General features: G+C 63.2%; 8 protein-coding genes and 2 pseudogenes. 6 read left to right on the forward strand and 4 right to left on the reverse strand.

Annotated elements, in window-relative coordinates:
• The first annotated feature begins 36 nt into the window (after positions 1–36).
• Together ACZ5WT_RS17575 and ACZ5WT_RS17580 are read left to right on the forward strand one after the other, a co-directional pair.
• Entirely contained in the window at positions 37–618 is a 582-nt protein-coding gene (locus ACZ5WT_RS17575) for a HutD/Ves family protein (RefSeq protein ID WP_464285054.1), read from the forward strand.
• 80 nt (positions 619–698) lie between these two features.
• On the forward strand, positions 699–1,445 hold the full coding sequence (locus tag ACZ5WT_RS17580; protein ID WP_464287239.1) for an MFS transporter: 747 nt from the start codon (positions 699–701) through the stop codon (positions 1,443–1,445).
• A gap of 44 nt (positions 1,446–1,489) precedes the next feature.
• On the opposite strand, the pseudogene istB reads toward ACZ5WT_RS17580, so the two are convergent.
• Positions 1,490–2,268, reverse strand: a pseudogene (gene istB / locus ACZ5WT_RS17585) (IS21-like element helper ATPase IstB).
• Positions 2,258–3,783 (reverse strand): annotated as a pseudogene (gene istA / locus ACZ5WT_RS17590) (IS21 family transposase). The pseudogenes istB and istA overlap by 11 nt, the downstream one beginning before the upstream one ends.
• Positions 3,784–4,058: 275 nt before the next feature.
• Here istA and ACZ5WT_RS17595 point away from each other — a divergent pair.
• From ACZ5WT_RS17595 to ACZ5WT_RS17605, 3 genes are all read left to right on the forward strand, one after another.
• Complete coding sequence (locus tag ACZ5WT_RS17595) at positions 4,059–4,808, forward strand: tyrosine-type recombinase/integrase (protein ID WP_464287240.1); 750 nt, start codon at positions 4,059–4,061, stop codon at positions 4,806–4,808.
• Between the two features lie 826 nt (positions 4,809–5,634).
• Positions 5,635–6,684, forward strand: a complete 1,050-nt coding sequence (locus ACZ5WT_RS17600) for an AAA family ATPase (protein ID WP_464285055.1) — start codon at positions 5,635–5,637, stop codon at positions 6,682–6,684.
• Between the two features lie 36 nt (positions 6,685–6,720).
• Positions 6,721–8,208, forward strand: coding sequence for a competence protein CoiA family protein (locus tag ACZ5WT_RS17605; RefSeq protein ID WP_464285056.1), 1,488 nt, complete (start codon positions 6,721–6,723; stop codon positions 8,206–8,208).
• Between the two features lie 463 nt (positions 8,209–8,671).
• Here the strand turns inward: ACZ5WT_RS17605 and mobF are convergent, their stop codons facing one another.
• Both mobF and ACZ5WT_RS17615 read right to left on the reverse strand, forming a co-directional pair.
• Positions 8,672–11,713: a MobF family relaxase gene (gene mobF / locus ACZ5WT_RS17610; protein WP_464285057.1), complete on the reverse strand. Its 3,042-nt coding sequence runs from the start codon at positions 11,711–11,713 to the stop codon at positions 8,672–8,674.
• 2 nt (positions 11,714–11,715) lie between these two features.
• Entirely contained in the window at positions 11,716–11,994 is a 279-nt protein-coding gene (locus ACZ5WT_RS17615; protein WP_464285058.1) for a hypothetical protein, read from the reverse strand.
• Positions 11,995–12,160: 166 nt separating this feature from the next.
• Between ACZ5WT_RS17615 and ACZ5WT_RS17620 the strand changes: the two genes are divergently transcribed.
• The gene (locus tag ACZ5WT_RS17620) at positions 12,161–12,568 is read left to right on the forward strand and encodes a hypothetical protein (RefSeq protein ID WP_464285059.1); all 408 of its coding nucleotides are present in this window, start codon (positions 12,161–12,163) and stop codon (positions 12,566–12,568) included.
• Positions 12,569–12,570 lie beyond the last annotated feature (2 nt).

The raw sequence follows: 12,570 nt of genomic DNA on the forward strand, positions 1-12,570 counted from the left end.
GTGGGAGATCCGCCATTCGCAAGGGTTCTGGCGACCATGAATATTGTTCGTTTCGACGACGTCGAACCGGTCATGTGGAAGAATGGCGGGGGCCTTACCCGAGAGCTTGCCTGCCACGCCCCGCATGATGACAGCGTCAATTTCGCATGGCGAATTACCGTGGCAACGGTGTCTCGGCCGGGTGACTTTTCCTTCTTTGACGGCGTTGACCGGACAATCGTCGTGGTTCGCGGCAATGGCATCATTCTGCGCCGCTCTGGCCATGCCGACATGCCACTGAGCCGGGACAGCGCTCCGTTCCGCTTTCGCGGCGAAGAAGCAATCTTTTCGGATGTGGTAGACGGCCCGACGTTGGACCTCAATGTGATGACGAGGAGAGAAAGCTTTCAACACGTCGTTACGCGTTTTGACTTTCTAAATAAGACAACAATTGAATGCACTGATGAATTAGCCACGATCGTAGCGATCACTCCGATCGACGTATATATTGAAGGGAAGTATTTTTCCCTATCCGCGCTAGACAGTATAAGTGAAATTCCGAAAGTCACCATACTCGCTGGTTCATCTGGCCCTGCAATAATATACTACATTGGGATTTCCAAGAAAGCTCCTGACTAAGCCTAAAATCTGGCCAGGTCCGAACTTGCAGCGTATCAGCCCTGGCAACTGCCGGTCTGGCGGCCCTGCTACCCCAGGCGCTGCTCGGTCCTCTTGGCGGCACATTTGCCGACCGCTACATCCGCCGGCTGATCATGATTAAGACTGACCTGATCAGCGCCAGCTGCATGCTGATCCTCATCACACTGTTTCTGACTGAAAGAGTCGAAATCTGGCACCTGTACGTCATGATGTCGATCCGCAGTGCCATGCAGGCGTTCCAGCACCCGGCAGCGGCTGCCAGCACATCCATGCTTGTTCCGGAGAGCTTCGTGCCCCGTGCTACGGGTCTCAACCAGTCACTTTATGGCTTGATGACGGTCACCGCGGCCCCCATTGGTGCGCTTGCGATCAGCATCATGCCAATTGGCCTTGCTCTGGCGATCGATGTGGTCACCGCGGTGCTCGGAATTGTACCCCTGCCCATTTTCCCTATCCCGCAAATGCGCAAGTCGCTCGGCAGCAAGACTTCCGTCTGGCAGGAATTCGTTGAGGGCGTGCAAACGGTTTGGTCGAGGGAAGGTCTGCGCCATATCTACATGTTGTACGGCGCGGTCATGCTTGTGGTCATGCCGACGTTCACTTTGATGCCGCTTCTGGTGCGCAATCACTTTGCCGGCGGGGCCACCGATGTCGCCGTCATCGAAGCCTTGTCCGGTCTGGGGATGCTGATGGCTGGTCTGGCTGCTCTTATCGCACCCAAGCGGAAGGTTCTCTGGCTGCTATGGGGGTTCGTGCTGTCCTGCGCTGTTGATTGTCGCCAGGAACTGACCCGGGATTGTCATTGAGAACTGACCCGGTTGGACGATAGTTTCCCGCGAGGCGAGAACGGTCAAGGGGCGGGTTTTTCCTTCCGTGTTTTGGGTGCTGCTGCGCTGGCCCTGAAGCGGAAGCTGTCGTTGCCAGTCTCCAGGATATGGCAGTGATGGGTGAGCCGATCGAGCAGCGCCGTGGTCATCTTGGCGTCGCCGAACACACCGGCCCATTCGCTGAAGCTGAGGTTGGTGGTGATGACGACGCTGGTCTGCTCGTAGAGCTTGCTGAGCAGATGGAACAGCAGGGCCCCGCCTGATGGGCTGAACGGCAGATAGCCCAGTTCGTCGAGGATGATCAGATCGAGGCGCAGCAGGCGCTCGGCCAACTGGCCGGCTTTGTTGAAGGCCTTTTCCTGCTCGAGCGCATTGACCAGATCGACGGTGGCAAAGAAGCGGACCTTCTTGTGGTGATGCTGCACCGCCTGGATGCCGAGCGCAGTAGCGATATGGGTTTTGCCGGTGCCCGGGCCACCGATCAGCACCACATTGTCGGCACCCTCGATGAACGCGCCACGGTAAAGCTGCTGGACCATGGCCTCATTGATCTCGCTTGACGCAAAGTCGAAGCCGGATAGATCTTTATAGGCGGGGAAGCGGGCAGCCTTGAGCTGATAGCAATGGACCGGACCTCCCGCTCGGCGAGCTCGGCTTTGAGCAGCTGGGACAGGATCGGCACGGCGGTATCGAAGGCAGGTGCACCCTGTTCGAGCAACTCGCCCACAGCCTGGGCCATACCATGCATCTTGAGGCTGCGAAGCATCACCATAACGGCGGCACTGGCAGGGTCATGACGCATGGCGAACATCCTTGCCGCGCAGCGTGTCATAGCGAGCCACGTTGGCTTTGGGCTCCTGGCGCAAGACCAGGGCCTGCGGCGCATCAATGGCAGCCACCTGGCTGGCCTTACCATCGACTAGACGGTGCAGAAGGTTGAGGATGTGTGTTTTGGTCGGAACGCCTGCTTCGAGGGAGGCTTCGACAGCCCTGAGGACTGCCTGCTCGTCCTGATGCAGCACCAGCGCCAAGATCTCGACCATTTCCCGGTCGCCGCCTGGATGCTTGAGCAGGTAGCCCTGCAGGCGACGGAACGCCTCAGGCAGATCAACGAACGGGGCGCCATTACGCAGGGCGCCGGGCTTGCGCTGGATCACCGCCAGATAGTGCCGCCAGTCATAGACCGTGCGTCCAGGCTGGTGATGGGACCGCTCGATAATGCGTGCATGCTCACACAGAACCTGACCCTCGGCCACCAGCACGATCCGTTCGGGGTAAATCCGCAGGCTGACCGGCCGGTTGGCGAACGAGGCCGGCACGCTGTAGCGATTGCGATCGAAGTGAACCAGGCACGTCGGGGAGACGCGCTTGGTCTGTTCAACAAAGCCATCAAAGGGCCGCCCCAGTGCCATCAGGCTCCCGATCTCGCCGGCATGCACATCGGCGACGCTTCCCGGAAGGCCGCCATGCACGATCTGGCTCCATTGGGCGATGCACTGCTCTTCGAGCCAGGCGTTCAGGGCATCAAGGTCAGGGAACCTGGGCAGTGGCTGCCACAGGCGCCGGCGTGCATCCTGCACGTTCTTTTCCACCTGGCCCTTTTCCCAGCCCGAGGCGGGATTGCAGAACTCGGGCTCGAACAGGTAATGGCTGGCCATGGCCGCGAACCTGGCATTGATCTGGCGGGCCTTGCCCGAGCCGATCCGGTCGACCGCGGTCTTCATGTTGTCGAAGATGCCGCGACGGGGCACGCCGCCCAGAACCCGGAACGCCTGAGTCATCGCGTCGAACAGCATCTCATGGGTCTGCAGCAGATAGGCCCGCACGATGAAGGCCCGGCTATACGACAGCTTGGTATGGGCCACCTGCAGCTTGGTGCGCTCGCCGCCCAGAATAGCCCAGTCCTCGCTCCAGTCGAACTGGAAAGCCTCGCCCGGCCCGAACACCAGGGGCACGAAGGTGCCACGGCCGCTGGTTTGTTGCTCCTGCTGCCGCCCGGTCTTCCAGGCACGCACAAACGCCGCGACACGCTCATACGAGCCCTCATAGCCCAGAACCACAAGATCGGCATGCATCTGCTTGGCCGTGCGTCGCTGCTTGCGCGATTTACCGCTTCCACGCGCAGCCAGTCGGAGAGCTTCTGGGCAAACGCGTCCAGCTTGCTGGGCCGTGCCGGCACCTTGAACTTGGGCTCCACGGTGTCGGACCGCAGATACTTGCGGATGGTGTTGCGCGACAATCCCGTGCGCCGCTCAATCTCCCGGATCGGTATCCCCTCACGGAAATGCCAGCGCCGGATTACGCTCAATAACGCCATGTCAATCACTCCTGAATCCCCCGACCAACAGCCAGGGGAGGATCAAAACATGGGTCAATTCTCAGTGAAAACTTCTGCCCCTAGAGGGTCAGATCTCGATGACATTCAACATCCCGGTATCATCGCCGATTTCGGCGATGCAAACATCCGCCTGCCCGGAGGTGTCGACCTTTACCGCCGTATGGTCGATTGCCCGCGCGCCACCAATTTGGGCACGATCATGCAGCAGTCGGTACTTGGCGGCCGCCGCCTCCTGCGGTTCGGTAACGCCCTTGATGCGGCCAGCGGCCTCTTCACGGCCGACATCACGATGTCTGTTCAACAAGCTCCTGAACTTCGCCAAAGACGAAGAGCTGATCACCAGAAATCCGCTTGATGCACTGGGTAGGCTTTCGGAAGGAACCCGCCGCGACATCATCTGGACGGACGATCAGATGGAGGCCTTCGCGAGATCTGCGCCCGAGCACCTAGTTCGCGCCATGATCCTCGCCAGATGGACGGGCCAGCGGCAGGGCGACCTGCTCAAGCTGACCTTGTCGGCCTACGACGGACAATACATCCGGCTGCAACAAGGTAAAGCTGGGCGCGGAAAGCAGGGCAAGCGGGTCAAGATTCTGGTCGCTGAGGAGCTCAGGCTGCTTCTGGACCAAACGCGGGCCGAACAGCGGGCCCTCGCAAAACATCCCGATCCAAAGGTGCGCCGACCCGAGCCGGTGACGATCCTGGCCACGGAACGGGGCGCGCCTTGGAAAAGCGGTTTCAAGGCCTCGTGGTCGACAGCGGTGAAGGACGCAGACATCTCCGACGTCACGTTCCATGACTTTCGGGGGATCTGCATCACCCTAGCCCACAGGGCTGGCGCGACGATCAAGGAAATAGCCGAAGCTAGCGGTCACAAACCATGCGAGCGCGTGATCCGTCAGCACTACCTGGCAAGTGGATCGGAAGCCGTTATTCGCAAGCTAGAATCAGGGGCAAAAATAACGTCGCCGGAACAAAACTGTAAACCAACGCGAAAACTGTAAACCAGACCGGTTCGACAAGAGGCGAAAAACCGCCGGGGACGCCCAGAGGCCAAGGGTTCTGATGGTGCCGGCAGCAGGGTTCGAAGCCGCGCCCCCCTGATTACAAATCAGGAGCTCCAGACCGAGAACGAATGCCCGCCCACGGACTAAGGCAAAAATCTCAGTCCGTAATGCCGAACGTGGCTAGTCCGCTATCGACGGCATTTCGCTAAAAGCCGCCAGTCCCCTTCCGCCCCCAAAGCTGACTCTGGAAGGAACTGGAGGGTGTTCTGCGCAGGCCACAATCGAGTGCGCAGAGCGGCGGCGCCTCTCCGTGCTTAGACTCGGCAAGATGGGGCTGAGTAACTGCCGCCGCCCACCTTCAGTTGGCATAAGATGTCCGTTAACCATGCGCTCATATAGAGCGTGACTTTTTCAAAGCAGCTGTCAGGCTGAGCGCAGGATTCCTTCCCGGAATCTTTGGCTGCTAATCAAGGCGGCTGCCAGCCCGGCGCCAACCGGACTGACAGCCTGACCAAGTGGCCATCATCCTGCGACAACAGGAGAGGCCCCATGGCTGATCACTTCTATGGCCGCGATTGGATTCGCTGCAACACCTTCCCCGAACTTTCTGGATCCATCGGGATCACTGGCTGGTCTGGCGTCGCCGTTTGTTGCGACGCCTGCCTGGTAGGACCTGCGCGCTAGCGCCCTGCCCTTCCCCGATCCGCTGACGCGTTGCCCCTGAGCTGCCTGCTCAGCGCGCCGTTTCCCGGTCGATTCCATTCCCCGAGCCCTGCTGTGCGCCGCGCGCGCCACGGGAGCGCTCGCCCAGGATTCTTCATAAATGCCAAAAAACTTCAAAAAGCAGCCCGAGCCGCCGGCCTTTGACGACGACGAGAGCGACGAGACCTTCGATGACCTCATGCGCAGCGACTTCGTTGTCGAAGCCCGCGACCGCTGCACGCTCGGCAAACCCCGCTGCATTGCCCTCAAGAAGTGGGATGATACCTTTGTGCGCATCGCGCCGCCTGTCGACCGCGCCGAACACGCCAGCCGACGCGGTGCCGATGACCGGCGCGACCGTCATGCGGTCAATCGCCTGATCGACAGTCTGGGCCTACCCAAGTCGCTCACCGGCCCGTCCTCCCTGCACGCAGTCGACGAACTGGCTGCTGCCCTGTTCGCCGACGCACCCAACTTTGGGCCGGCCATTCAGGCCATCCGCAGCAGCGCTATGGCGCATATCCGGCGTGGCACGCGCTGGATGCAGTTCCGGCCCATCGTCATCCAGTCGGCACCCGGAGCGGGCAAGACCCGGCTGGTGCACCAGCTTGCCCAACTGAGCGGCGTGCCCATGCTCTATCTCGACTGTGCCTCGATGAGCAATCTGGCCCCGATCCTGGGCCTGGACGCGGCCTGGAGCACGTCGCGGTCCAGCGAGATTATGGAAGCGATCGCCCGCGAGAATGTGGCCAATCCGGTGGTGGTGCTGGATGAGCTCGACAAGCTTAGGGATTACGGCCGCAATGCCGGTCCGCAGCCGTCGGAAGCTCTGGTTGGCCTGCTCGAGAAGCGCAGCGCGGCGGCTCATCTCGATCACTTCACTCAGCTCACCATCGACATGAGCTTCATCAACTGGGTGATCCTGGTGAACGACATCGAAAAACTGTCCCAGCCGTTGCTCGATCGCTGCCAGGTCATTCGCCTGCCGCCACCAACGCCTGGAGAGATCGAACAGATCGCCGCGCGTGAGATCGACCACCGCGGTCTCGAACCTGAGCTGGTTGCCACCCTGATCAAAGCGGTGCGCGTCGGCAAGATCACCAGCCTGCGCAAGCTGCACAAACTGCTCGACGCCGCGGCAGCCGCCGCGGCGCGCCCCCTCCTCAACTGACCCGATTGGCAACACCCCAACATGGAACCCACCCCGATGCAGACCGCCCCCACCAGCCTGCCCCTGAGCAACGCCACCCGGCCCGGTGCCCAGTTCACCGCTCGTCTCGCTGCACGCCGGCAGCACAAGCATGACTCTGTAAACAGTGGCATCGCTGCTGGCGCCCTCCTGGACCAGGAACGTCGGACTGTAAGGGCCGTGCGTGACCTGACACTGCCGCTGGAGCAGCAGGTCCGCCCGGTCGCGGAGGTGCTTGACCCGCTCGCGATGGCCGGTTTGACCGCGCTACGGCGCTTAACGACAGCCGCGGACACGGCCGGCGACCCGCGCTTTGTCTGCGCATGTTGCAACGAACCGGTCCGTCTGCACCATTCACCGGGCGTGCCGCGGGATGGGCGGGGCGCGCATTTTGCCCACGTCCCTCGCAAGGGGGCACCACGCTGCGACTGGCGCACGGCGCCGAGCATCCGCTCGATCGGCGCCGTGCAGTACAACGGCCTGCAGGAGGGGGAACTCCATCGGCGCCGCAAAGCGCAACTGGCCGACTGCCTCCGGCGCGACGCGCGCTTCTCCGACGTGCGGGTCGAGAGGCAGATCCGGGCGGACGACGGGCGCTGCCAGCCCGACGTCTCGGCGGTGCTGAACGGGCGCACCGTTGCCTTCGACGTCCAGCTCGCCGCGCTGCCGCTCGCCACCATCCTGCGGCGCGAGCGCTTCTACGCTGCGCACAATATCCAGCATGTGGTGCTGACCGATGGCGACAGCACCGAACGGCTGGGCCGGCTGGCCTTCGGGGACATCCACCTGGCGGCGGGCGGGCGGATCTTTGCCATCAACGACGCCAGCGTCGCGGCCAGCCTGCGCAGTGGGCAGCTACAACTGCTCGAACTGGGCCTGCAGCCGCGGCTGCGCCCACAGATGCGGCTCGACAATGTCTGGGTACGCCAGAGTGTCGACGTGTCTGCCATCATGCAGGTGCCGGCGCAGCGCCAGTTGGCCGGCGAGGCGCACTACCGCGCCACTTTGCGAGCACAGGCCAAGGCCACTTTCGGCCGCCTGCGCGAACGGCTCCGCCTTGCCGCGGCACAGGGCCCTGATCTGCAGACGGTGCGCGGCGCCTACGCCGAAATGGCCGCTCAGGTTCAGGCACCGAGTTACACGCAGGCCACCAGCGACGGCCTAGGTCTGGCCTTCGCCTGGCTGGCGCAGGCCGAGGCCTGCCACCAAGCCACCGGGCCGCAGCGGACCACGACCGCGCGCGCGCTCGAACAGCGCACCCTCGCGCTGCTGGCACATCCCAAGGCGCGCGGCTGGGTCTCGCTACTGACGCTGGGCGCCGAGCTGCTGGCCGTGGGCCAGGACGCGCAGACACCGGCGGTCGAAGCCCGGTTGGCCCAGTTGCGCCAGAAGCGCACGTCGCTGCATCTGATGCACCATCACCGCGACTTACTGGTGCTGCTCTACCCCTGGCTCGGCTTCCGCCTGCTGGCGCACTCCCCGGTCACCCGCCGCCACCTGCGCTAACCAAGAGAGCTGTGCCCGGACCATCCGAGGTCCGGGCACAGCGGCAGCCGCTTACTCCGCTCGGCCAATGGGCCTCGGGGTAAGCGTCCGCCAAGCGGCCAAGGCCGCTATCGATGACTGGAGAAAGAAAGAAGGAAGCGGTCCAACTTGAACCACCAGTTCGGACAACCGAGCACGGGGTTGACGCCGGAGCGGGCCGCCCATCCTTTCCCACCCCAGTCCCATTGGACTGGGGTCTCGCCGCAGGCGTCAGCGGCCTGTTCCGGAGTCAAAGCCACCGGCGGGCCCCATTCTCCAATGTTCGCGGCAGCGAAAACGAACGCATTCATTTTCCCATCGCCCAGCATTAGCGGCGATGGACGAAGAAAGTGGCATTTGAGAAAGGGTAAGGTGGCTGGACCCCACGCGACCCGCCAAAAAGGGACACCAATCCATATTGGCGACCTTGGTGCTGGACGATCGCCTAGGGGAACGGACCCGGTCCAGGCTCCGGCGCCGTCAGATCAGATGCGGGATTGGTGAGGTCAGGAGCCGCGCCCTCCACGTCATGCGGCCGGTTCGCTGGCAGCCGGTTGCGCAGCACAAGCGTGGCACCGTGCGCCCTAAGGGGGGACAGTGCGGCAGCAAGGCCGGCGCGAAGGCGGGCAGCGATCGCCTGCCAATGACCCAAGTGTTGCGCGACCACGGCCTTTGGAAGCCGGGTCAGGTGATGCAGCCAGTTCGGCGTTCCGCTCACCGTCGGCTCAAAGTGAGCCGCCTCACCCAATCCGGCCTGCTCTCGCAGGGTCATCCGGCGCCGCGCGGCAGCTTTGAGCGCCTCATAACGGGAGCGCGGGCGTTCAACCGTCAGCGGCTGGGCGTCAAGTAGGGCGTCGAGGTCGGCCACGAAGTCAGAGGCATTGACCTTACTGTCGGGCCGCAAACTCTCCTCGAAGAAGGCTTGACGCCTGGCCGCCAATTGCGCTGCGGTTTTGGTGGCGTGCCTTTGCTGGCCGTTCAGCAGCCCCATCAACGCCATCGGCAGACCCGCAGGGCTGGCCACCTTGAACCGACTCGTGTCCACGAACAGCTGCGCGCCGTGCCGATGTCGGGTCATGGCGACGTACATCGCCTCGCGCGACATGGCGTGGACACTCGCCACATAAGCGCGGTCGACAGTCTGTCCCTGCGAGAAGTGCACGGTGCCGGCATACGCATGGCGGATCAAGGGCAGCCGGGCTTCCTGCTCTGCCCGAAAGCCAACGAGGTCCCCGAGACTTCGCGTGATCTGGATGCCATCGGCTTCAAACTGCAGCGTTAGCCGGGGCGGCGGGCCGACGGCGATGGCCACGACCTTGGCGACATCGGCGTTGCGGATAATGCGTTCCCCCAGGTTGACGGTCTCGCCAAACACCAAGCGGTCGCCCACGGCCAACCGCATCCTGCCGGCTTGCCTTTTCTTGGTCCGGCTCTTGGCACGCAGCGCGACCTCCAGCTCGATTTCCTCGCTACCAATGAAGCCGGCGTGCTGCAGCCGGGCACGAATTTCAAGATTGAGATCGGCGACGTCGGCATTGCGGCTGGCGATGGCCAGGCAGGTTGGCAATGGCCCTTGTGGGATGGCCGCCCGATCGGCTTGCAGGTCAGCAACATAGCGGTCCGCCAGGGCAGTTAGGGTCGCCGCTCGCCCCGACACCCAGTCGATGTGACCGCGGGTGTGGTAGATATTGAGGGCCGTGTCGGTCCGTCCCTTGGCGAATTCCATACTGGCCGCGCGACTCCAGGCCAGCTTTTGGCGCCTGATCTGGGCCATCCGCGAGGTCCCGAGCACCCTGGCCAGCAGGCGCATCGGGGCCCCGGCCGACACAGGGGTGAGCTGCATGGTGTCGCCACTCAGCACCAGCTTGCAGCCGGCCTGCTGCACAACGGACGCAAGCCGCTGCAGATCCCGCGTCCCCACCATGCCAGCCTCATCCAGCAGCACCACCGTCCGGGCTGGCAGATGGATCCGGCCGGCTTCCACGTCGTTCAGGAAGCCGCTGAGGGCGCGTTTTCGCTCGTCTGGCGTTTGGGTGTCCGCAGCCAGGACCTGGGCCGCCGACCAGGACGGGCCGAGCGCCCAGACGTCGAGCCCGGCGGCCCGGCTGGCTTCGGCCACCACGGAGAGTTTGTAGGATTTGCCGGTCCCGGCACTGCCCTCGGTGATGGCGATTTGATCGGCGTTGAGGGCGTGACGGACGGCGTCCTGCTGCTCCGGGGACAGGCTCGGGTGTGCTGCGATTGCAGCTTCGATCGTCTGGTCGGGCACGAATTTGCGGAACCCTCGCCCCGTCCGGGCGAGCCGCAGCAGGTCCTGTTCCAGCGCGATGATGGTGCGCGTGGAGAACTGGGTATTCGCGGTCGCGCTGTTTTCGGCCAGCGGCACCAGTTCACCGGGCGCTATCTGCAGCAGCTGCTGCTCGACGTCGTCGGCATCGCAGTGACCGATCAGCGACTCGGCGACGCCGGAGAACAGCTTGGCCTTGCTTAAGACAGCGTCGGTCTCAAAGGCTTCGGCAAGCGCCAGGTCCACCAGGGCCGCTGGGGAGGCATCGGCCTGTTCGGGGTCGGCGCGACCAGGCGCGGTGATGTCACCGTCAAACCCGGCGGCACGGAGCTGGGCCCACCACCGGGCCTCGATCTGTTCGGGGAGGCGTTCGGCTGCTTTCGCCGGTCGGGTGTCGAGCGCAATCATGTCGGCCGCCGCGCGATTACGCGAGGGATCAATACCCAACGTCTTGGCCACGCGCTCGATGGTGTTGCGGCGCTTGGAAAAGGCCTTGATCAACATTTGCGGGACGCCGCGGATTTCGAACGCCCGCCCCTGCTTCTCCAAGGCGAAACCCATCCTGCGCAGTCCAAAGGCGAGATGGGCCTGGTAGATGGCGCCCACCAGATGCTGAAAAATGGTGACGCGGAAATTATCGATCGCGCCAATGGTGCCGTCGCTGCGCACTGCCAGGTTGGGAATGACGGCGTGCGAATGTAGCTGGGGGTCGTCTTCTCGGGAGGTGAACTCGGTGAAGATGGCGGCGACCAGCGCTGCCGCCTGCTCGCGGTCCTTGCCCGCGCCCCCGCGCCGCGCGCCGATGAGGTTCCAATCGAACAGGAACTGCAGCGCACGGCGGACCGCCTGGATATGCACGTCAACGATCCGCTGGCGGATCGCCGCGTCAGAAAACGCAAAGATCAGCGACACCGATTTTGGCGGCGCAAAATGGCAATCATAACCGGGCATGCGAGCGCCAGAACCACTATGGGCAACAGCTGTGCCATCCGGAAGCTGCCCCGAGGCCAGCCGGACGAACAGCGCGTTGTCGATGGGCGATCCATCGTCGCAGCCCGCAAATCGGGCCTGGGCTGCAGCACTTGTCCCGGTGGGCGCCCACCAGACGCCCTGCTTGCCACCCCAATAGTACTCAAGGCGATCACTGGTGGTGTCAGCGAGATAGTAGTCCACCGAGCGGGCCGCAACACAGGAGAACATGACTAGCGCTCCTGCTCACGTTCAGCATTGGCCCGGTCGAGGGCGTAGCGGTCTGCCAGGAAGTCGGCGATCGCGTCGATCTTGGCAGCCACCTCAACCAGCTGCGTCGTGCTGTGGACGGCGATGTCCCGCAACAGGCCATGGGCATCCTGCCCGAGGATCAACTGGCGCAACGCCAGCTCGATAACGTCCTGGTTGCTCAAGCCCGCCACCTTGCCGGCAGCTTCAACCAGCTGGTGCACATGAGGATTGAGACTGACGCGCGGGGGCGACTTAGCCATGACCACCTCCCGCTGGCACAACATTCATCAAGCAAGCCAACGACTTAATCTGCCCTCTGGTTGTCCTGGCAGCACCGCAGGTGCGTAGTGTGTGAAAGAACAGGCGACGTGTCGCCTTGGATACGATATTGATATCCTCTTGATACTCAGACGAGCGCCTTCCGATATGAAGAAGAAATCCGAGACAGATAAGGTTGCCGCCGCTCTGGAGGCCTTGCTGCAGACCCCACCCGATGCCGAGCCGAGCCTGCTGGACCAGGTCGCCAAACATCTTGCGCTGATTGAAAAACTGCGCGAGCGCGGGCATAGCTTCGGCCGGATTGCTGAGGCGCTGCAGCAGGTCGACGTTGAGATCGCCGAGAACACCCTGCGCCTCTATGTGGGTCGGCTGCGCCGCAAGTCCGCTGTCCCGTCCACGCAGGTGCGCCAGGCGGTGACGGCATCGCAAGGCAAGGCCAGCGTTCGTCGACCCACAGTAAGCCCTGCCGCCGCGCCTGCGAGCCCAGATCCGTCCAACAAGCCATCCGCTATGGCGACCTGGCTGACCGACGAGCCTGACGAAAGCAATATCTGACA

This window comes from Devosia sp. T2-14 (assembly GCF_055397495.1).

Bases quoted from the DNA above. Each gene is read 5' to 3' on its own strand.
- ACZ5WT_RS17595 (WP_464287240.1), top strand. From the start codon at position 4,059: ATGCGGCCAGCGGCCTCTTCACGGCCGACATCACGATGTCTGTTCAAC.
- ACZ5WT_RS17605 (WP_464285056.1), top strand. From the start codon at position 6,721: ATGCAGACCGCCCCCACCAGCCTGCCCCTGAGCAACGCCACCCGGCCC.
- ACZ5WT_RS17600 (WP_464285055.1), top strand. From the start codon at position 5,635: ATGCCAAAAAACTTCAAAAAGCAGCCCGAGCCGCCGGCCTTTGACGAC.
- ACZ5WT_RS17615 (WP_464285058.1), bottom strand. From the start codon at position 11,994: ATGGCTAAGTCGCCCCCGCGCGTCAGTCTCAATCCTCATGTGCACCAG.
- mobF (WP_464285057.1), bottom strand. From the start codon at position 11,713: ATGTTCTCCTGTGTTGCGGCCCGCTCGGTGGACTACTATCTCGCTGAC.
- ACZ5WT_RS17620 (WP_464285059.1), top strand. From the start codon at position 12,161: ATGAAGAAGAAATCCGAGACAGATAAGGTTGCCGCCGCTCTGGAGGCC.
- ACZ5WT_RS17575 (WP_464285054.1), top strand. From the start codon at position 37: ATGAATATTGTTCGTTTCGACGACGTCGAACCGGTCATGTGGAAGAAT.